Annotated in this window: 16 protein-coding genes and 1 tRNA gene; 12 read left to right on the top strand and 5 right to left on the bottom strand. The window is 71.1% G+C overall.

Going from position 1 to position 18,908, the window contains the following annotated elements:
• Positions 1 to 14: 14 nt before the first annotated feature.
• The 6 genes from topA (at position 15) to QSJ59_RS23925 (ending at position 9,401) form a co-directional block, all read left to right on the top strand.
• Positions 15 to 2,765, top strand: coding sequence for a type I DNA topoisomerase (gene topA / locus QSJ59_RS23950; RefSeq protein ID WP_285762037.1), 2,751 nt, complete (start codon positions 15 to 17; stop codon positions 2,763 to 2,765).
• 361 nt (positions 2,766 to 3,126) lie between these two features.
• A complete protein-coding gene (tmk, locus tag QSJ59_RS23945; protein WP_285762036.1) occupies positions 3,127 to 5,190 on the top strand; it encodes a dTMP kinase in 2,064 nt (687 codons plus the stop codon).
• Between the two features lie 135 nt (positions 5,191 to 5,325).
• Positions 5,326 to 6,498 carry a DNA polymerase III subunit delta' gene (locus QSJ59_RS23940; RefSeq protein WP_285762035.1) on the top strand — a complete coding sequence of 391 codons (1,173 nt, stop codon included), beginning with the start codon at positions 5,326 to 5,328 and terminating at the stop codon, positions 6,496 to 6,498.
• Between the two features lie 113 nt (positions 6,499 to 6,611).
• Positions 6,612 to 8,147, top strand: a complete 1,536-nt coding sequence (locus QSJ59_RS23935; RefSeq protein WP_285762034.1) for an alpha/beta hydrolase — start codon at positions 6,612 to 6,614, stop codon at positions 8,145 to 8,147.
• 156 nt (positions 8,148 to 8,303) lie between these two features.
• A tRNA-Thr gene (locus QSJ59_RS23930) sits at positions 8,304 to 8,377 on the top strand.
• A gap of 343 nt (positions 8,378 to 8,720) precedes the next feature.
• Entirely contained in the window at positions 8,721 to 9,401 is a 681-nt protein-coding gene (locus QSJ59_RS23925; RefSeq protein WP_285762033.1) for a GntR family transcriptional regulator, read from the top strand.
• Positions 9,402 to 9,951: 550 nt separating this feature from the next.
• Here QSJ59_RS23925 and QSJ59_RS23920 read toward each other — a convergent pair.
• The gene (locus QSJ59_RS23920; RefSeq protein ID WP_285762032.1) at positions 9,952 to 10,494 is read right to left on the bottom strand and encodes a VOC family protein; all 543 of its coding nucleotides are present in this window, start codon (positions 10,492 to 10,494) and stop codon (positions 9,952 to 9,954) included.
• 587 nt (positions 10,495 to 11,081) lie between these two features.
• Between QSJ59_RS23920 and QSJ59_RS23915 the strand changes: the two genes are divergently transcribed.
• Positions 11,082 to 11,429, top strand: coding sequence for a hypothetical protein (locus QSJ59_RS23915; RefSeq protein ID WP_285762031.1), 348 nt, complete (start codon positions 11,082 to 11,084; stop codon positions 11,427 to 11,429).
• Between the two features lie 72 nt (positions 11,430 to 11,501).
• Here QSJ59_RS23915 and QSJ59_RS23910 read toward each other — a convergent pair whose 3' ends face one another.
• The gene (locus QSJ59_RS23910) at positions 11,502 to 11,801 is read right to left on the bottom strand and encodes a hypothetical protein (RefSeq protein WP_285762030.1); all 300 of its coding nucleotides are present in this window, start codon (positions 11,799 to 11,801) and stop codon (positions 11,502 to 11,504) included.
• Here QSJ59_RS23910 and QSJ59_RS23905 point away from each other — a divergent pair.
• The gene (locus QSJ59_RS23905) at positions 11,800 to 12,606 is read left to right on the top strand and encodes a hypothetical protein (protein WP_285762029.1); all 807 of its coding nucleotides are present in this window, start codon (positions 11,800 to 11,802) and stop codon (positions 12,604 to 12,606) included. The two genes, QSJ59_RS23910 and QSJ59_RS23905, sit on opposite strands and share 2 nt — an antisense overlap.
• A gap of 9 nt (positions 12,607 to 12,615) precedes the next feature.
• On the opposite strand, the gene QSJ59_RS23900 is transcribed toward QSJ59_RS23905, so the two are convergent.
• A complete protein-coding gene (locus QSJ59_RS23900; RefSeq protein ID WP_285762028.1) occupies positions 12,616 to 12,888 on the bottom strand; it encodes a helix-turn-helix domain-containing protein in 273 nt (90 codons plus the stop codon).
• Between the two features lie 48 nt (positions 12,889 to 12,936).
• Between QSJ59_RS23900 and map the strand changes: the two genes are divergently transcribed.
• A complete protein-coding gene (map, locus tag QSJ59_RS23895) occupies positions 12,937 to 13,704 on the top strand; it encodes a type I methionyl aminopeptidase (protein WP_285762027.1) in 768 nt (255 codons plus the stop codon).
• Between the two features lie 16 nt (positions 13,705 to 13,720).
• Here map and QSJ59_RS23890 read toward each other — a convergent pair whose 3' ends face one another.
• Complete coding sequence (locus QSJ59_RS23890) at positions 13,721 to 15,103, bottom strand: 6-phospho-beta-glucosidase (protein ID WP_285762026.1); 1,383 nt, start codon at positions 15,101 to 15,103, stop codon at positions 13,721 to 13,723.
• Positions 15,104 to 15,285: 182 nt separating this feature from the next.
• On the opposite strand from QSJ59_RS23890, the gene QSJ59_RS23885 reads away from it, so the two are divergent.
• Positions 15,286 to 16,443: a carbohydrate kinase family protein gene (locus tag QSJ59_RS23885; RefSeq protein ID WP_285762025.1), complete on the top strand. Its 1,158-nt coding sequence runs from the start codon at positions 15,286 to 15,288 to the stop codon at positions 16,441 to 16,443.
• Between the two features lie 58 nt (positions 16,444 to 16,501).
• On the opposite strand, the gene QSJ59_RS23880 is transcribed toward QSJ59_RS23885, so the two are convergent.
• Positions 16,502 to 17,113: a superoxide dismutase family protein gene (locus QSJ59_RS23880; protein WP_285762024.1), complete on the bottom strand. Its 612-nt coding sequence runs from the start codon at positions 17,111 to 17,113 to the stop codon at positions 16,502 to 16,504.
• Between the two features lie 412 nt (positions 17,114 to 17,525).
• Between QSJ59_RS23880 and QSJ59_RS23875 the strand changes: the two genes are divergently transcribed.
• Positions 17,526 to 18,287 carry a DeoR/GlpR family DNA-binding transcription regulator gene (locus QSJ59_RS23875; protein WP_285762023.1) on the top strand — a complete coding sequence of 254 codons (762 nt, stop codon included), beginning with the start codon at positions 17,526 to 17,528 and terminating at the stop codon, positions 18,285 to 18,287.
• Between the two features lie 191 nt (positions 18,288 to 18,478).
• Positions 18,479 to 18,908: PTS transporter subunit EIIC (locus tag QSJ59_RS23870; protein ID WP_285762022.1), on the top strand; the 430-nt coding region annotated here is incomplete at its 3' end.

The raw sequence follows: 18,908 nt of genomic DNA, 5'->3' as shown, positions 1-18,908 counted from the left end.
CGTAGGGGAAGAGCGTGCCAGCCAAGAAGGGCAGCGCCGGTAGCAACGGCTCGAACGACACCGCAGGCGCCGGGGGCAACCGACTCGTCATTGTCGAGTCGCCGGCCAAAGCCAAGACGATCGCCGGCTACCTCGGCCGGGGCTACGTCGTGGAGTCCAGTATCGGTCACATCCGCGACCTGCCCACCAAGGCCGCCGAGATCCCGGCGCGCTACAAAGAGGAGTCCTGGGCACGCCTGGGCGTGAACGTCGACCACGACTTCGAGCCGCTCTACGTCGTCAACACCGACAAGAAGTCGCACGTCAAAAAGCTCAAGGACCTCATGGCCCAGGCCGACGAGCTCTACCTCGCAACAGACGAGGACCGCGAGGGCGAGGCGATCGCCTGGCACCTGCGCGAGGAGCTCAAGCCCAAGATCCCGGTCAAGCGCATGGTGTTCAACGAGATCACCAAGGACGCCATCCAGCACGCCGCGAGCAACACCCGCGAACTCAACCTGCGCCTGGTGGACGCCCAGGAGACCCGCCGCATCCTCGACCGGCTCTACGGCTACGAGGTCTCGCCGGTGCTGTGGAAGAAGGTCATGCCGAAGCTGTCGGCGGGCCGGGTGCAGTCGGTGGCCACGCGGCTGGTGGTCGAGCGCGAGCGCGAGCGCATGGCGTTCACCGCCGCGGAGTACTGGGGACTCAAGGCGGTCTTCGACGCCCTGATCGGCTCGTCCCCGGACACGCCCTCCTCCTTCCCCGCCGCTCTGGTCGCCGTGGACGGCGCCCGCGTCGCGCAGGGGCGCGACTTCACCTCCGACGGGGTGCTGCGCGCCCCCGAGGGCCTACTGCACCTGGACGAAGAGGCCGCGCGCGCCCTGGCAGCCCGCCTGGACGGCGCGGACTTCGCGGTGCAATCGGTCGAGCGCAAGCCCTACCGTCGCTCCCCATACGCCCCGTTCCGCACGACCACCCTCCAGCAGGAGGCCTCGCGCAAGCTCGGGCTGTCGGCCAAGCAGACCATGCAGGTCGCCCAGAAGCTGTACGAGAACGGCTACATCACCTACATGCGAACGGACAGCACCACGCTGTCCGCCAGCGCCGTGGCCGCCGCACGCGACCAGGCCGCCCGTCTCTACGGCAGCTCCTACGTGCCCGACAAGCCGCGGGTGTACGCCAGCAAGGTCAAGAACGCCCAGGAGGCGCACGAGGCCATCCGCCCGGCCGGTGACTCCTTCCGCACGCCCGCCGAGACCGGGTTGCGCGGCGCGGAGTTCCGTCTCTACGAGCTCATCTGGAAGCGCACCGTCGCCTCCCAGATGAAGGACGCGGTCGGCGAGTCGGTGACCGTCCGGGTCGCCGGCGTCTCCAGCACCGGCGAGCGTGCGGAGTTCAACGCCACCGGCAAGATCATCACCTTCCACGGCTTCCTCAAGGCCTACGTGGAGGGCTCCGACGACCCCCAGGCCGAGCTCGACGACCGCGAGCGCCGGCTGCCCCCCGTCGACGAGGGCGACGCGCTCAAGGCCGAGAGCCTGGAGGCCGAAGGGCACAGCACCCGGCCGCCGGCCCGCTACACCGAGGCGTCACTGGTCAAGGAGCTCGAAGAGCGCGAGATCGGTCGCCCTTCCACCTACGCCTCCATCATCGGCACCATCCTGGACCGCGGCTACGTGTTCAAGAAGGGCTCCGCCCTGGTGCCCTCCTTCCTCGCCTTCGCCGTGGTGCAGCTGCTGGAGCGCCACTTCGGCAACCTCGTCGACTACGACTTCACCGCGCACATGGAGGACCGGCTCGACGACATCGCCCGCGGCGACGCCGAGCGGGTCCCGTGGTTGCGCCGCTTCTACTACGGGGGCGACGGCGAGGCCGGGCTCAAGGAACTGGTCGGCGACCAGCTCGGCGAGATCGACCCCAAGGAGATCAGTTCCTTCCCGCTGCCCGGCACCGACATCATGGTGCGGGTCGGGCGTTACGGCCCCTACCTCGACCGCGAGGGCCAGCGGGTCAACGTGCCCGAGGACCTCGCGCCCGACGAGCTCACCAAGGACAAGGCCGAGGAACTCTTCGCGCAGCCCAGCGGCGACCGCGAACTGGGGACCGACCCCGCCACCGGGCGGGCGGTCGTCGCCAAGAACGGGCGCTTCGGTCCCTACGTGACCGAGATCCTGGAGGAGCCCGAGGCGCCGGCCGCGACCGACGCCAAGCCCAAGACCCGTACCAAGAAGGCCGCCGCGGTCAAGCCGCGCACCGGGTCGCTGCTGAAGTCGATGTCGCTGGACACCGTCACCCTGGAGGACGCGCTCAAGCTGCTGTCGCTGCCGCGGGTCGTCGGTGAGATCGACGGCGACGAGGTCACCGCCCAGAACGGCAGGTTCGGCCCGTACCTGAAGAAGGGCACCGACAGCCGCTCGCTGGAGACCGAGGAGCAGATGTTCACGGTCACCCTCGACGAGGCCAAGGAGATCTTCGCCAAGCCCAAGCAGCGCGGCCGCCGCGCCGCCGCGCCGCCCCTGCGCGAACTCGGCGAGGACCCCGAGACCGGCAGCCCGATGGTGATCAAGGAGGGCCGCTTCGGCCCCTACGTCACCGACGGCCAGAGCAACGCCTCGCTGCGCAAGGGCGACGAGGTCGAGTCGATCACCGTCGAGCGCGCCGCGGAACTGCTGGCCGAGCGCCGCGCGAAAGCGCCGGTGAAGAAGGCCCCGGCCAAGAAACCCGCCGCGAAGAAGCCCGCCGCCAAGAAGGCTCCGGCCAAGAAGACGACGAAGAAGACGTAACAGGGCTCGTCCCGGTCGGGTCCGGTCCGCGGTGGTCGCGGACCGGACCCGACCGTTTTTCGATCGATGCGCGGACGCGGTCCCCCGCGCGTCGACGACCCGTACCCCGACAACGGCCCCGGTCCGGCGCCGGCGGTCGGGCCCGTGCCATGCTCGCTCCAACGAACCGGCAGGCACCGGTCATCACCTCCCCGGAGCGCGGTGGCGACCGGCCCGGTCCGCGCACACGGGATATGACACGGATCGCGTTTGAAATGTGGGGGACGAACCTGCAGGAAAGCGCCAATGTTCTTGCCAGGTATGGGATAACCGGCCGTCCGGAAATAGTGCGGACTCCCCAACCGTCGCTACGCTGATCGCCATGAGCAGACCCGGACCACTCCAGACACCCACCGAGTCGCAGAGCGTGCTGTCGAGCAGGCCCTTCCGGCGACTGTGGACCTCGCTGGCGCTGTCCAGCCTCGGCGACTGGCTCAGCCTGCTCGCCCTCGTGTCGCTCGCCGCCATCCTCACCCAGGACAGCGGCCCGACCGCCCAATACTTCGCGATCAGCGGCGTGATCGCCCTCAAACTGCTGCCCGCCGTCCTGCTCAGCCCGGTCGCGGACGCCCTCACCGATCGCCTCGACCGGCGCCTCACCATGGCCGTCGCCACCGTCGTCCGGGGTCTGCTCTACCTCTCGATCCCGCTCGTCGGCCGCCTCGACTGGCTGCTCATCGCCAACTTCCTCGCCGAGTGCGTCGCGCTCTTCTGGGGACCGGCCAAGGACTCCGCCGCCGCCGACCTGGTCCCCCAGGACAAGCGTCGTCAGGCCGACCGGGCCGGTCTGCTCGCGGCCTACGGCTCCGCGCCGGTCGCGGCACTGCTGTTCGCGGTACTGTCCGCGCTCAGCCTGACCCTGGGCGGACTTCTCCCCGTCCTGGGCGCGACGGCAGCCGACCTCGCGCTCTACGCGGGCGGCGTCACCTTCCTCGTCGCGGCCTCCGTCGTCTGGGGCGTCCCCGTTCCCGAACGCACCGACCACGACGAGGAGGACGGCCAGCGTTCCCTGCCGCGCGTCCTCTGGGACGGCGTGCGCTTCTCGGGAACCACGCCGCTCGCGCGCGGCCTGCTGCTGGGGATGCTCGGCGCGTTCGCCGCCGCCGGAATGGTCGTCGGCGTGGCGCGTGTCCTCGTCGCGGGCCTCGGTGCGGGCAACGCCGGCTTCGCGGTGGTCTTCGGCGCACTGTTCGCCGGCGCGCTCGTCGGCCTGGCCACCGGGCACAGGCTGGTGCGGCGGATCAGCCGCCGCCGGCTGTTCGGACTCGCCCTGGGAACGTCCGGCATCGCCCTGCTGGTGGCCGGTTTGGTCCCCGACCTGGTCCTGACCGCGGTCCTCGTCGCCGTCGCGGGCCTCGGCGCGGGTGCGGCCTGGCGGATCGGGCTGACCCTGCTGGGCGACGAGCTCGAAGAGGACATCCGCAGCCGCACGTTCGCCTTCCTGTATGCCGCCGCCGGGGTCAAGCTCCTGGCCGCGGCGGTCGTCGCCCCGCTGCTCGCCGCGCTCATCGGTTCGCACACCCTCGCCGTGGGCACACTCGCCTACGACTTCCGCGGAGCCGACGGCGTCCTGCTCATCGCCGCCGTGGTGCTGCTGGTCGTGGCCTTCGTCGCCCAGCGCCAGGTCGACGACGAACGCGACGTGTCCCTGCTGGCCGAGGTCACCGCGGCGTTGCGCGGCGCCCCCGCGCGCCCCGACCCCGCCCTGACCACGCACCGCGGACTCTTCCTGGTCCTGGAGGGCGGGGAGGGCGCCGGCAAGTCCACCCAGACCCGCCAGCTCGCCATCTGGCTGCGCGAGGAGGGGTTCGACGTGTTGACCACCCGCGAGCCGGGCGCCACCAAGGTCGGCATGCGACTGCGCGCGCTGCTGCTGGACAAGGAGAACACCGGAATGTCGCCGCGGGCCGAGGCGCTGCTCTACGCCGCGGACCGCGCCGAGCACGTCGACTCCGTGATCCGTCCCGCACTGGAGCGCGGTGCCATCGTGATCAGCGACCGGTACGTGGACTCCACCCTGGCCTACCAGGGAGCGGGCCGGGAACTGGTCGGCGACGAGATCAAGGCGCTCAACGGCTGGGCCACCGGTGAACTGGTCCCCGACCTCACCATCCTGCTCGACCTGCCGGTGGGGCAGGGGATGCAGCGCCACGGCCGCCCGGCCGACCGGTTGGAGGCCGAGCCCGACGAGTTCCACGAGCGCGTCCGCAAGGGGTTCTCGGCGCTGGCCGAGCGCGAGCCCGAGCGTTACCTGGTGCTGGACGCCCAGGACGCCCAGGCGACCATCACCCGGGCCATCCGGCGCCGGGTCCGCCCCCTCCTGCCCGACCCGGTGCCCGGGGACGCGGAGGAGATCACCGGAATGATCCCCATCATCCGCGACTGATCCGGCGCGCCCGCTCCCGCCCGCCCCGTGGCCAGGCCACGGGGCGGGCGTCTTCGGGTAAAGGGCACGATCACGTCGTGACGATCGCGTGGAGCGCGCACCCGATGTCCTCCGGGACTCCTATGCTTGGCGACGATGAGCGTCTTCGACGACCTGGTGGGCCAGGACACGGTAATCGAGCAGTTGGCCTCGGCCACGCGAGCGGCCGACACGCTGCTCGCCGGTGGCGACGGCGCGGGGATGACGCACGCCTGGCTGTTCACCGGCCCGCCCGGTTCGGGGCGTTCGGAGGCCGCCCGGGCCTTCGCCGCCGCGCTGCAATGCCCCGACGGAGGGTGCGGGCACTGCGAATCCTGCCACCAGGTGCTCACCGGTACCCACGCCGACATCCTGTACGTACGGCCCAGCGGCCTCAGCTTCGGCGTGGACAAGACCCGCGACCTCGTCCTGCGTTCGGCGTCCAGGCCCACCGGCGGCCGGTTCCGGATCGTGCTGTTCGAGGACGCCGACCGTGCCACGGAGGCCGCCTCCAACGCGCTGCTCAAGGCGGTGGAGGAGCCCTCCCCGCGGACCGTGTGGCTGCTGTGCACGCCCACCGCCGAGGACCTGCTCGTCACCATCCGCTCCCGCTGCCGCCTGGTGACCCTGCGGACCCCCACCACACAGGCCGTGGTGGACGCGCTGATCAGCCGCGAATCGGTCGCCCCCGACCTCGCGGCCGAAGTGGCCCGTGCCGCCGCCGGGCACTACGAACGCGCTCGCGGGCTGGCCACGGACCCCGCCGCCCGCAAGAGGCGCGAGGAGGTGCTGGCCATCCCGGCCCGCCTGGACGGGATGGGCGCGTGCGTCACCGCCGCCGCCCGCCTCTACGAACTCGCGGAGGCCCAGGCCAAGGAGACCACGGGTGCCCTCAACGAGAAGGAGACGGCCGACATGAAGGCCGCCTTCGGGGAGGGCTCCACCGGCAAGGGCGTCGCCAAGGCCGTGCGCGGCGCCGCCGGGGCGCTCAAGGACCTCGACGAGCAGCAGAAGCGCCGGGCCACCCGGATCAAGCGCGACACCTACGACCTCGCCCTCATGGACCTCGTCGCCTTCTACCGCGACACCCTCGCCGTCCAGATGGGTGCGCGCGTGCAGTTGCCCACGGGCGACCGCGAGTCCGACCTGCGCCGCATCGCGAACGGCTCCACGCCGGAATCCACCCTGCGCCGCATCGACGCGATCATGGAGTGCCGCCGCCGCATCGGCGCCAACGTGCACCCCCAGATCGCCATGGAGGCGATGACCGCCGCGCTGTACCTGGGATGACCGGGGCATCCGCCCCGGTGCCCTCGGGCGCCGCGCATGACATGGAACGGGAAACCGCCGCGGCGCGCCGGTGACCGGGCCGATCCGGACCGACCTTTGAGAGTGGGAGTCCCGTGAAGACGACGGTTGGGATCGCCGGTGCGCTGGCGGCCGTGCTGTTCGCGGCAGCGTGCGCGTCGGGCGGTTCGGAGGGGGGCGGCCCGGCACAGGAGCCGCTCGCGGCCTTCTACGACCAGGAGATCTCCTGGTCGGACTGCGGATCGGGTTTCGAGTGCGGGACGTTCGAGGTGCCGCGTGACTACACCGACCCCGATGGCGCGCGCCTGGAGATCGCCGTCAAGCGGCTGCCCTCCGACGGCGCGGACCGGATCGGGTCGCTGGTGATCAACCCGGGCGGCCCCGGAGGCTCGGGCATCGGCTACGTCAGCGCGGCCACCAGCGTGCTCAGCCAGCAGCTGCGCGACCGCTTCGACGTCGTCGGCTTCGATCCGCGCGGAGTCGGCCAGAGCAGTCCCCTGTACTGCCTGGACGCGGGCGAACTCGACGACTACCTCGGCCTGCAGGTGGCGAGCCGCGACGGCGACGGCGACCTCGCCGAGGTGACCGACGCGGGCCTGGACGAACTCGCGGAATCCTCGCGCGGGTTCGTCGAGTCCTGCCAGGAGCGCTCGGGCGACCTCCTGCCGCACGTGGGGACCGCCAACGTCGCCCGCGACATGGACGTGCTGCGCGCCCTGCTGGGCGACGACGGCCTCAGCTACCTCGGCAAGTCCTACGGCACCACGATCGGCGCCTACTACGCCGAACTGTTCCCGAACCGTGTGCGCACCCTCGTCCTGGACGGAGCGGTGGACCCCGACATGGACCAGCTGGAGGGCAGCGTCCAGCAGGCCGACGGCTTCAACACCGCGCTCACCGCCTTCGTCGAGGACTGCCTGACCCAGTCGGACTGCCCCCTGGCCGACGGCCCGGACACCACCCCCGAGGAGGCGGTCGACCGCCTCCTCGGGCTCTTCGAGGAGGCCGCCCGCGAGCCGTTGAGCAGCAGCCTGGGCGACGGACGCGAGGTGAACCGGCCCCGCCTGGAGTCCGGTGTCCTGGCGGCGCTCTACAGCGAGTCGTACTGGCCGAAGGTCCGCTCGGGCCTGACCGACGCCTTCGCCGGCGACGGGACCGCGCTGCTCAAACTCGGCGACATGCTCTACAGCCGGGGGGACGAGAAGGCCTTCGAGAACTCCACCGCGGTCCTGGTCGCGGTGAACTGCGCCGACCGCGTCAGCCCGCGCGACATCGGGGTCTACCAGCGCGCCGCGGTCAAGGCCGGGGAGGACTCCCCGGTGTTCGGGCCGGCCCTGGCGTGGAGCGCGCTGCCGTGCGCCTACTGGCCCGAGGACGCGATCGCCCCGCCGCTCGTGCTCGACGGGGACGGGGCGCCGCCCATCCTGGTCGTGGGGACCCTGCGCGACTCGGCCACGCCCTACCGCTGGGCGCAGAACCTGGCCGGTGACCTGGAGTCGGGCGTGCTGCTGACCTGGGACGGCGACGGCCACACCGCCTACCGGGTCGGCGACCGCTGCGTCGACGAGGCGGTGGACACCTACTTCCTGGAGGCCGTACCGCCGTCCGAGGGCGCTGTCTGCGACCTGTGAACCGGCCGGGGCGGGGGAGTGGCCCTCGCCCCGGCCGGTTTCGGGAGGGAGCGGGTGGAGGGCGCGTGGCCGGACGGGGCGGCTGCCGTGGCGGGGCGTGCGTTTCACCCATGCCAACAGGCACGCTAGAATGATGACCGCCTCGCATGAGGCCAAGCCGCCTTAGCTCAGTCGGCCAGAGCGACGCACTCGTAATGCGTAGGTCAAGGGTTCGATTCCCTTAGGCGGCTCAGAGGAACCCCAGGTCACGTAGTTCGTGGCCTGGGGTTTTCTGTTGCTCGGGATGTGACGTGTCAGGCGCAGAGCCCTCATCAAGGACTCAGACATCAAGCTGTCCCCGCGCTGGCCTGGGCTGGTGGTCAGCAGCAGGGGACGCCTGCGCTGACCGGCGAGCAGGTGGATCGTGATGGTCACCCTTCCCCGGGAGCGCCCCAATGCTTGGCTACCGTCCGGTTTCTCCCGTGCCGTGTCCCCTTCTTCGCTCCCACTTCCAAAAAGCAGCCCCTAGAGCTGAGGAATAATGTCGATATCACGAGATTCTCCCCAATTCTCGACGCCAGGTAGGATCAGGTCATGACCAGTCGAAACTCGACGACCCGGTCCGAGCTCGTCTACGAAAAGGTCCGCAGGGAGATCCTGTACGGCACGCTCCCACCCGGTTCCCGCCTGCGTTTCGTCGATTTGGCCAACCGCTTCACCGTCAGTCAGTCGGTGGTCCGCGAGGCTCTCATGCGTCTGGCCGAGCAAGGCCTGGCCGTGGCCCTGCCGCAGCAGGGCTTTCGAGTCCGCACACTGGACCTGGCCGACCTCCACGAGATCACCGAAGCCAGGATCGAGATCGAGGGCCTGGTCATACGCCTTGCGATCGCGCGCGGCGACCTTCAATGGGAATCCTCGGTCATCGCCGCGCACCACATCCTCGCCCAGACCTCCATGATGACGGAGACCGGGAAGACCAACGAAGCCTGGGCCGATGCGCATGAGGCGTTCCACGCAGCGATCCTGCAAGGCTGCGGGAACGGAACCCTCCTGTCCATCGCTACGTCTCTACGCGAATCCGCTTCGCTCTACCGCTGGTGGTCCGGGTCGATCACCCCGGACCCCGACCGCGACGTCGCCCTGGAGCACCGACAGATCCTGGACGCCGTGGTCGCCCGGGACGAGATGACCGCGATGTGCCTGATCGCCCAACACATCCAGCGCACCACCGACGCACTGAGCGCAGCAGCCGCTCCTCTCGAAGTGCACAACTGATCTTCGAACACATCCACGCGACGCAGGCCGGTCTGCTCCAGGCGCGGAAAGGTTCTGCCGGACGGAGTCAGCGACCACGGCCCACCGGGGCCCACACCTCTGGGTACCGGTCTCGCGCAGGACGCGCTTCTGCGCGTTCGGTGGCCGCCTTCGGCGGCTGGTTCACGCAGCGGGCATATCCGGCCACCATGAACGGTGCCGCGGAACCCGGTGCAGAAATGCCACGAGTTCCGCGGCACCGGGCTCGCCAGCACCGGGTTTCACGGACCCACGATCGGTGCGTCCTCCTCGCCGGGCGGGCAGGGGAGGCCGATGGCCGCGCTCCCGGGAACGGACGGATGAGGGTCGACGGGCTGTGCACCCTCGCGTGAGGAGGTGTCCGCCCCCGGTGTTCGGCGCGGGCGGTCGCCTGGTGGCGGAGGTGCCCACGGAGGCAGAGCCCGTCCCGGCGGCTTGCCCGTGAGGACAGCACTCCGACGGCACGAACAGCCGAGGCGTGGGGGCTTGTGCGGCTGTCGGCCGACAACGAGTCGCACTGTGCGTCCGGCCCTCAGCGCGTCGTGGCGCGCCACGCGTTGTTGCTGGTGTGGTCACCGCCGAGCCAGCGGGCAAGGTCGGCGTGTGCCGTGCGGAGCCGTTCGGCGTTGATGCGCTCCATGTCGGGGTGGTCGACGGTGAACTCCAGTTGCAGCCCGTTCGGGTCCACTGTGTAGAGCGAGACGCAGTAGCCGTGATCGACCACGAACGTGCCGGGTTCCGCGTAGCCGGCCTCGGTGAGGCGCTCGCGGATGGCGTCCTGGGTCTCCTGCTCGACCTTCAGGGCGACGTGGCGCATCGGAGTGGGGGCGATCTCGGTATTGAATTCCTGCTGGGCCCGAGAGTCGCCCATCTGGAAGAAGGCCAGGGCGCTGCCGTCGGCCAGACCGTAGAAGGTGTGGGACAGCGCGTACTCGCGCCCGTTGATCGTCTCGATCTCGGTCCAAGTGGCGGTCAAGGGCAGGCCGATCACGTCCTCGTAGAACTGCCGGTTGACTTCCTGGTCGTCGACTATCCAACCGTAGTGGTGCAGGCGCAGCGGTAGTTGCGTGCTCATGGGATGGCCTCCGTCGGTCAGATGGAAAGGGACTGCTGTGGCTCGTCCTGCCGGGGCGCGGTGCGAGAGCAGGGGAAACCCGCGCCGTTCTGGACGCCGATCGTGCGCGGTCCGTTGGGGGCGTCGCCGGCGGCTGCGCCACGGTTGCGGTGTCGGTCTTGCGGTCCGGATCATGCGGGCTGCGCGTGGTGAAAACGACAGCGGCCCGGGTCCGGCGGTCAGTTCGACTGCCGGAGCCCAGGACCTCTCACCCCTGAGGTCTCCGACTGCGCCCAACTCTAAGGACCAAATTTCGAGAAGGCAATAAATTCTCTAGATTTTTGTGAATCTCGGCGATTGGGTCGCCTGTGTGCTTCCCGCAGGGGAGGACGGTGCGCTGTGGCCGCCCCCGCAGCCGCGACGCCCGAGGCTCCCATTCCCCGGCCGACGCCGGCGCGCGGTCGCGGGGCAGTGGTGAAGTCCTTCCGAGCGCCCCCGGCCGCATCACAGGGCCCCGGCCCCGTCCGGTCCGGCACGAGGGACCCGGCGTTCCACGCCCCGCCGCGTCAATCCCGGGCGCCGGCCCCCCGGGTGCTTAGGGTCGGGGGATGGGCATGCTCCTGATGCTGGTCGCTCTGGCCGCGGCGGTCCTGGTGCTGGGCGCCGGGGCGGCCGCCGTGCGGTGGTGGCCCCGGGGGCGCGTCGACGGGCCCCCGCCACTGCCCCCGCTGCCGACCGCGCCGCCACCGGCCCCTGAGGGGATCGGCGGCTACTGGCCGGTCGAGGCCCCCGCCGCGGAGCCGGGACTGCATCCGCGCACGCTCGCCCGGGTCCGGGCGATGCTGGAGTCGGGCCGCGACGGCGACGCCCTGCTGGCGGTCCGGGAGGACACCGGGCTGGGCCACGACCAGGCCCGCACGCTGGTCGAACTCGTCCGCCAGGGCCGCATTGGCTGATCGGGGAGTATGAAACCCCCAAACCTTCCGCAAAGCGGACACCTCGGCTATGGACGGGGCCGCTGTTGTTTCCTAGCGTCGGTCGCTATGGGGGTCGGGGCAGCGGGGCGGGCACACGTGTGCCGCCACGGCCCGGACGCGTCCGGGAAGCGGCCCGTCGGGGCCGGGAACGAAGGTGCGCATGGCCGGTCGAACCGCGTCGAACAGGCCGCCGGGACGGCATTCACTCAACGACGACAACCATCCTCGTTCCGAGGCGGAGCAGGCCCGGGCGCGGGTCGCCGCCGACAGCGGCAGGCACACGCGGACCCGGAGGGGGTCGCGTCCCGCGACGCTCTCCCCGTTCGCGATCGCCCCGGGCTCGACCTCCATGCCGAGCCCCGTGCGGGTGGTGGGCCGGGTGCTGCCCCGCCTCCTGCTCGGCGCGGCGCTGGCCGCGGCGGCCCTCTACGCGATGTTCTACGCCCTGGACCGTCGCTACTACGGGGTGTTCGCGACCGTCCCCGAGGCCGTCGGCGCGGGGACGCAGTCACTGCTGGCCCGGGTCGTGCTGGCGTTGGCCCTGGTGGTCCCGGTGCTGGTGGTCGTGGCCGCGCTGGCCGCCACCGTCGCGGCATTGACGGGTAAGGGCGGTCGGACGGGACGGTTCCTGCGCGCGGCCACCGGCGACCGCCGGGTGCGGGCGGTGGTCGCGGCGCTGGTGACCGGTGCGGCTCTCGCCGGCATCGTGGCGGGGCTGGCGCCCACCCTCGGGGCGGTGACCGTCGTCGTGATCGGGGTGCTCCTGACGCTTCTCTGCTACCGTCCCGCCTACCTGCTCCTCAAACCGGGTTCGGCCGGGAACCTCCTCGTTCCGGCCGTCGTGGCCCTCGCCGTCCTCGGCGTGGGCGGAGTGGTGGTGGGGGCGGCCGACCGGGAGGCGCGCGAACTGCGCGCCAGCGGTCGGCCCGGCCCGGTCTCGGCCCTGCTCGGCGTGCCGCCGCGCCAGGTCACCGCGGTCGACGTGCGCGCGGGGCGGGGAGCGCCCGTCGCGGACGGGCGCACGCTGGTGCTGCTCGGCGCGGCGAGCGGTTCGTTCACGCTCTACGACTGCGCGCGTCAGGCGACGTTCAGCATGCCGGTGGGGCAGGTCGTCCTCGCCCGCGCAGCGGGGGGTTCGGCGGTCGCCACCTGTTGAGGCCGACGGCTAGGACGCCTGCGCGGGGCGTTCGGGCGACCGGCCGGCCAGCGTCGCGGCGATGCGGTCCAGGGACAGGTCGAGCACCCCGGCGAGCGCTGCCACGGTGAAGAAGGCCGGGGTCGCGATCCGTCCGGTCTCGATCTTGCGCAGCGTCTCCACGGAGACGCCCGCGTCCAGCGCGACCGCCGCCATGCTCCGGGGACCGCGCGCCGCGCGCAGCAGTCGTCCGAGGCGTTCGCCGCGCTCGCGTTCGGCCTCGCTCAGGGGAATCCGCACCATGACGTTATAGTAATGCCGGTATTTCTATTGGATCAGTGAAGGGGCGACATGGTCGAGCTGAGAACACCGGGGGAGATCGAGGCGATGCGCGCAGCGGGGCGCGTCGTGGCACGTGCGCTGCGCGCCGCCCGGGACCGGGCCGCGGTGGGCGTCACCCTGCGCGAACTCGACGAGGCGGCGGCCCAGGTCATCACGGAGGAGGGCGCCAAGCCCCTCTTCCTCGACTACCATCCCGCGTGGGCGCCGACCCCCTTCCCCGGTGTCATCTGCGCCAGCGTCAACGACGCCGTCGTGCACGGCATCCCCACCGATGACCGGCTGGCCGACGGCGACCTCGTCAGTATCGACTGCGGCGCGCTGCTGGACGGGTGGAGCGGCGACGCCGCCATCAGCTTCACCGTCGGCACGGCCGACCCGGCCGACACCGCGCTCGTCGAGGCCGCCGACGGCGCGCTGTGGGCCGGGATCGCCGAGGCCAGGCCGGGAGGGCGCCTCGGCGACATCTCGCACGCCATCGGCAGGGCCGCGCGAAAGGCCGGCTATGCCCTGCTCGCCGACCACGGCGGCCACGGGATCGGGCGCACCATGCACGAGGAGCCGTTCGTGGCCAACGACGGGAAGAAGGGCAAGGGCATGCGACTGCGCACCGGCCTCGTCCTGGCGCTGGAGCCGATGCTCATCGCCGGCGGAAAGGGCGCCTACCGCCACGATCCCGACGGGTGGACGGTGCGCAGCGCCGGCGGCGGCCGGGCCGCGCACGTCGAGCACACCGTCGCAGTCACCGAGGACGGTCCGCTGGTGCTGACCGAGCCCTGACCCGGCCACCGTGCCGTCAGGAACGGTGCAGCACGTCACCGAGGCGGGGGAAGGCGCGCAGGTAGCCCTCCAGCAGGGTGCGGGCCGTGCCCACCGAGCCCACCAGGGGGTGGGTGGCGAAGGCGCGCAGCGCCGCGGTGCGCGAACCGGTCGCGACGGCGTCGAGAACCTCCCTGTCCACCGATTTCACCGTCCGCACCAGGGCGTCCTGGTGCGGGGTGAGCGCGTCGACGGCGAGGGGGCGGGCCCCTGAGGAGTCGACCAGGCAGGGAACCTCCACCACCGCCTCGGAGTCCAGGCCCCCGAGCGCCCCGCGATTGCGCACGTTCACGATCAGCCGGGTCGGTTCGTCCAGGGCGATGGCGCGCATCACGGCGAGGGCCACCTGCTCGTAGCCGCCGCCGTCCAGGTCGGCCTCCTCGCGTTCCACCCCGCCGGCCGCGCTGCGGTTGGCGGCCATGTAGGTCTCCTCCCGCTCCAGGCGGGTGCGGTCCCACAGGGCGTAGGCCGTCTCCGGGTGCGCTGCCGCCGCGGGGTAGAAGTCGCGCTGTTGGTCCACCAACTGCTCACCGCGCGTGGACCCGCCGTCCCGGGCCGAGCGCGCGACCGCCTCGTGCGACTCGTGGGCCATGTAGTAGTAGTGCAGGTACTCGTTGGGCAGCGACCCCAGCGCGCGCAGCCACTCGGCGCCGAACAGGCGCCCCTCCTCGAACGAGGTGAGGGCCCGTTCGTCGGCCAGCAGGTCGGGCAGCCGGTCCCGCCCGCCGGCGTGCAGGCCGCGCAGCCACCCCAGGTGGTTCAACCCGGCGTAGTCGACGTGGACCCGCGCCGGGTCCAGTCCCAGCGCACGGGCCGCGCGCCTTCCCAGGCCGACCGGTGAGTCGCAGATCCCCACCACACGATCGCCCAGCACCCGCGCCATCGCCTCGGTGACCAGGCCCGCGGGGTTGGTGAAGTTGACGACCCACGCGTCGGGGGCCAGACGCCGGACCGCGTGGGCCACGCCGATGGCCACCGGCAGGGTGCGCAGTCCGTAGCTGATCCCACCCGCGCCCACCGTCTCCTGGCCCAGGACGCCCGCGTCCAGGGCGACGCGTTCGTCCAGAACCCGTCCGGCCATCCCGCCGACCCGGATCGCGCAGAACACGATGTCGCATCCGCGCAGTGCGGCGTCCAGGTCCGACTCGGCGCGCACCGTCAACGGCGGTTCGCCGTGCACCGCCCGGTGGGCGTCGCGTTGGCGGTCCAGGACCGCGCCGATGGCGGCCAGTCGCTGGGCGTCGTCGTCGAACAGCACGATCTCGGTGACAGGTGCGTCGGCGCGCACCGAGTCGGCCAGGAGCGCCCGGTGCACCAATGGGACCCGGAATCCGCCTCCGCCGAGGATGGTCAGCCGCACACTCGTTCCCTTCCCTCGCCCGACTCGCGCCTCCCACGGTAGTGCGCCGCGCCTGCCGGGGTCGCCCCGCAGCGCGTCGTCGCAAGTCACGCGCTTCACGGCAGCGTTATCGGCGCCACCGTGCCACGGCGGGAGACTACGCTTCAAGTCCTATCCGACCCCGGGAACGCGCAGGAGCCAGCATGGCCGTGGAAGAGGAAGTACCGGTTCGGGATCAGGCGACCGAGTACGACAAACTCGAATCGACCCCGATCGTCGGCGAGCACCGGGACATTCTCGCCGGGGCCCGCGAGCCCGACGGCCCGGCCATCGATCTCGCACTCAGCGGCACGGTCTTCTTCGACATCGTCCTCACGGGGCTGGCCGCCTCCCCCGCCAGCGGTACCGAGGTCGGCGCGGACGGCATGGGTTCCTGCCCCGGTGGCGTGGCCAACCTGGCCGTGGCGGCCTCCCGGCTGGGGTTGCGCACGGCGGTGGCGGCGGCCTTCGGCGAGGACGTGTACGGCGACTTCTGCTGGGAGACGCTGTCGGCGCAGGAGATGGTGGATCTTTCCGCGTCCAGGCGGATCGCCGACTGGCACTCCCCGTTCACGGTGTCCTTGGCCTACCGCGGCGACCGCAGCATGGTCACCCACGAGCACCCGTCCCCGGTCCCCGTCGCCGACATGGCCCGCCACCTGCCGCGGGCCAGGGCGGGTTTCGTCAGCCTCAGCGCCACGGGAGGGGTACCGGAGTGGGCGCTGGAGCAGGCCGCCCTGGGCACGCTGTTGTTCGCCGACGTCGGCTGGGACGACAGCCGCCAGTGGTCGCGTTCGGTGCTGGAGCAGTTGAGCCACTGCCACGCGTTCATGCCCAACGCGATCGAGGCGATGTCCTACACCCGCACCGGGAGCCCGGCCTCGGCGTTGTCCGCGCTGGCCGAGCACGTCCCGGTGGCGGTGGTCACCGACGGCCCGCGCGGTGCGCTGGCCGTCGACCAGACCACCGGGGAGCACGCCGCGGTCGAGGGGATCGTGCTGGACGCGGTGGACACCACCGGAGCAGGGGACGTGTTCGGGGCCGCGTTCATCGTGGGCACTCTGGCGGGGTGGCCGCTGGAGCAGCGGTTGCGGTTCGCCAACCTGTCGGCGTCGTTGTCGGTGCAGCACACCGGGGGCTCCCTGTCCGCGCCGGGGTGGGCCGACATCGCTGCCTGGTGGGGGCAGCTCCACGCCGCGCGCCACGACGCGGCGCAGCGTCGACTGGCAGCCGACTACGGGTTCCTCGGTGACCTGGTGCCGCTGCCCTGGCGTCCCACGGCGCAGCGCCGTGCCAGCGCCACCATCGGGTTGCGCCACTAGCCGGGTGCGGGTGCGCCGGAGCCGGTCGGCGCACCCGGGGCGGAGCGGTGTGCGGCCGTCAGAGCGGAACCTGCACGCAGGCCAGTCGGTCGCCGGCGGTGCCGGCCTTGCCGGGTTCGGTGTGGGTGTGCTCGGCGTGGATGACGACGGACTGGGCCTCGCCGGGGCGCACCTTCCAGTCGACGTCGCTCTGCGCCGAGCCGCCACCGTCCGCGTCGGTGTGCAGGTCCAGCCACACCTCGTTCTCCGGGTTGGCGTAGGCGGGGTCGGTGGAGGGCTGGTTGGGGTCGGCCTTGTCCTGGTAGTGCGGACCGGAGTCGTTGGGGTCGGCGCCGCAAGGGGCGGTGTGCAGGTGGACCCCGTAGGCGCGGTCGGGCTCCAGCCCCTTGGCGATCAGTATGAACCGGGTTCCCTCCCCCTCAGGCTCCACCTCGATCTGCACGGAGGAGCCCTCGGGCACCGCCGGGTCGTAGGTGGACGCCTTGGCGGTGGAGTCATAGGTCTGGAAGACCTCCGACACCGAGACGGTCGGGGAGGCGCTCGCGTCGACCGGTGCCGCCGCTGTTGTCTCCTCCGCGTCCTGCATCAGCGATTCCTCGTCGACCGGCTGGCATCCCGCCAGGATCAGGACCGATGCGGCCGCGGACACGGCGGTTCGGGTGATGCGCACGGGGTTCTCCTCGGTTCGGCGACAGGCTCCGCGCGCAACGCTACCCAAGGTGTGCGGGTGAATACCCAGAGTGTCTAAAAAGTGGGCATGCTCGATGTGTGCTTGACGGCCGTCCCCGTTGTGGGCTTTGTGGGATCGCGGGCGGCCTTCGGTGCGGACAGAACCTGCCGCTTTCCGTTTCGTGGCACGGCGTGTCGGGCGATGGCCAGGGAGAGGCCCCGCTTGCTCCCGGGTTGGGTCGTGTGGCTTATCGTCCACTCAAGGTGACTTCGTGGTTGCGGATGGCGGACATTGGCTAGCTGAACCACAAAAAAACCACGTAAACACAAAAATAAGTTGCATCAGCCCTTGTGTGCCATGCGTCACCCTTCTAATATCAACCAAAACCACAGTGAAACACAGGTGATCCCACATGTACGCAGAAGAACGCCAACGGCTGATTCTCGAGCGTGCCCGCCGGGACGGCCGTGTCGACGTCGCATTGCTCGCCTCGGAGTTCGAGGTGACCTACGAGACGATCCGCCGCGACCTCACCGCTCTGGAGCGCCACGGCGTGCTGCGCCGGGTGCACGGAGGGGCGATACCGGTGGAACGGCTGGGGTTCGAGCCGACCCTGACCGTTCGGGACTCCGTGATGACCCAGGAGAAGGAGCGCATCGCCAAAGCGGCTCTCATGGAGCTGCCCGACGACGGTGCGATCCTGCTCGACGCCGGCTCCACCACGGGCCGTCTCGCCGAGCAGCTCCCCACCGACCGGGAACTCACGGTGGTTACCAACTCCCTGTCAATAGCGTTCACCCTCACCCCGCGCACCAACATCAACCTGATGCTGTTGGGCGGCCGGCTGCGGACCCGTACGCAGGCGACGGTGGACAGCTGGGCTCTCCAGGCGCTGGAGGAGACCTACGTAGACGTCGCCTTCATCGGTACCAACGGCGTCTCGGTGGAGCGCGGGCTGACCACGCCCGACACCGCCGAGGCCATGGTCAAACGGGCCATGATCCGCTCGTCCAGGCGTGCGGTTCTGCTCGCGGACCACACCAAGGTCGGCAACGACCACTTCACCAGGTTCGCCACCGTGGACGACTTCGACTGCCTGATCACCGACAACGGTCTGGCGGACGGACTCGCCGATGAGATCGGTGCGCTGGGTCCGAGGGTTGTCATGGTCTAAGCCCTCGAACCACCCGCTTGACGGAGCTCCCTGACCCCGGGCCCCACCCGCACACAACCGAACAGGGGCGAGGCACACAGCCCCGCCCCACCCCGCGGCGCCGACACCCCGAGCGCCGCCTCCCCACCGCAAGCAACGGCACGCCGATGGTTCTCCTCAGCGCTGCCTGAAAGCCTCCCAGGAGGTCGTAAGTGTCCACCTCAGAAGCCCCCTCGAAGTTCACCAACAGTCGGGCGGTGATTCAGCGTTTCGGCGGCCACCTCGCCGGCATGGTGATGCCCAACATCGGGGCGTTCATCGCCTGGGGCCTGATCACCGCGCTGTTCATCCCCACCGGCTGGTTCCCCAACGAGACCCTTGAGGCCCTCGTTGGACCGATGATCAACATCCTGCTCCCGGTCCTCATCGGTTACACCGGTGGACGCATGGTCCACGACCAGCGCGGCGCCGTGGTCGGCGCCATCGCCACCATGGGCATCGTGGTGGGCGCCGACATCCCGATGTTCCTGGGCGCCATGATCATCGGTCCGCTGGCGGCGTACCTGATGAAGCTGTTCGACGGCGTGGTGCAGCCGCGGATCAAGTCCGGCTTCGAGATGCTGGTCAACAACTTCAGCGCCG

The organism is Nocardiopsis ansamitocini (assembly GCF_030268225.1).
Lineage (GTDB): Bacteria > Actinomycetota > Actinomycetes > Streptosporangiales > Streptosporangiaceae > Nocardiopsis_D > Nocardiopsis_D ansamitocini.
This window is presented reverse-complemented; position numbering and strand designations above follow the sequence as displayed.

Bases quoted from the DNA above. Each gene is read 5' to 3' on its own strand.
- tmk (WP_285762036.1), top strand. From the start codon at position 3,127: ATGAGCAGACCCGGACCACTCCAGACACCCACCGAGTCGCAGAGCGTG.
- QSJ59_RS23940 (WP_285762035.1), top strand. From the start codon at position 5,326: ATGAGCGTCTTCGACGACCTGGTGGGCCAGGACACGGTAATCGAGCAG.
- QSJ59_RS23925 (WP_285762033.1), top strand. From the start codon at position 8,721: ATGACCAGTCGAAACTCGACGACCCGGTCCGAGCTCGTCTACGAAAAG.
- QSJ59_RS23920 (WP_285762032.1), bottom strand. From the start codon at position 10,494: ATGAGCACGCAACTACCGCTGCGCCTGCACCACTACGGTTGGATAGTC.
- QSJ59_RS23915 (WP_285762031.1), top strand. From the start codon at position 11,082: ATGGGCATGCTCCTGATGCTGGTCGCTCTGGCCGCGGCGGTCCTGGTG.
- QSJ59_RS23905 (WP_285762029.1), top strand. From the start codon at position 11,800: ATGCCGAGCCCCGTGCGGGTGGTGGGCCGGGTGCTGCCCCGCCTCCTG.
- QSJ59_RS23910 (WP_285762030.1), bottom strand. From the start codon at position 11,801: ATGGAGGTCGAGCCCGGGGCGATCGCGAACGGGGAGAGCGTCGCGGGA.
- QSJ59_RS23900 (WP_285762028.1), bottom strand. From the start codon at position 12,888: ATGGTGCGGATTCCCCTGAGCGAGGCCGAACGCGAGCGCGGCGAACGC.
- map (WP_285762027.1), top strand. From the start codon at position 12,937: ATGGTCGAGCTGAGAACACCGGGGGAGATCGAGGCGATGCGCGCAGCG.
- QSJ59_RS23885 (WP_285762025.1), top strand. From the start codon at position 15,286: ATGGCCGTGGAAGAGGAAGTACCGGTTCGGGATCAGGCGACCGAGTAC.
- QSJ59_RS23875 (WP_285762023.1), top strand. From the start codon at position 17,526: ATGTACGCAGAAGAACGCCAACGGCTGATTCTCGAGCGTGCCCGCCGG.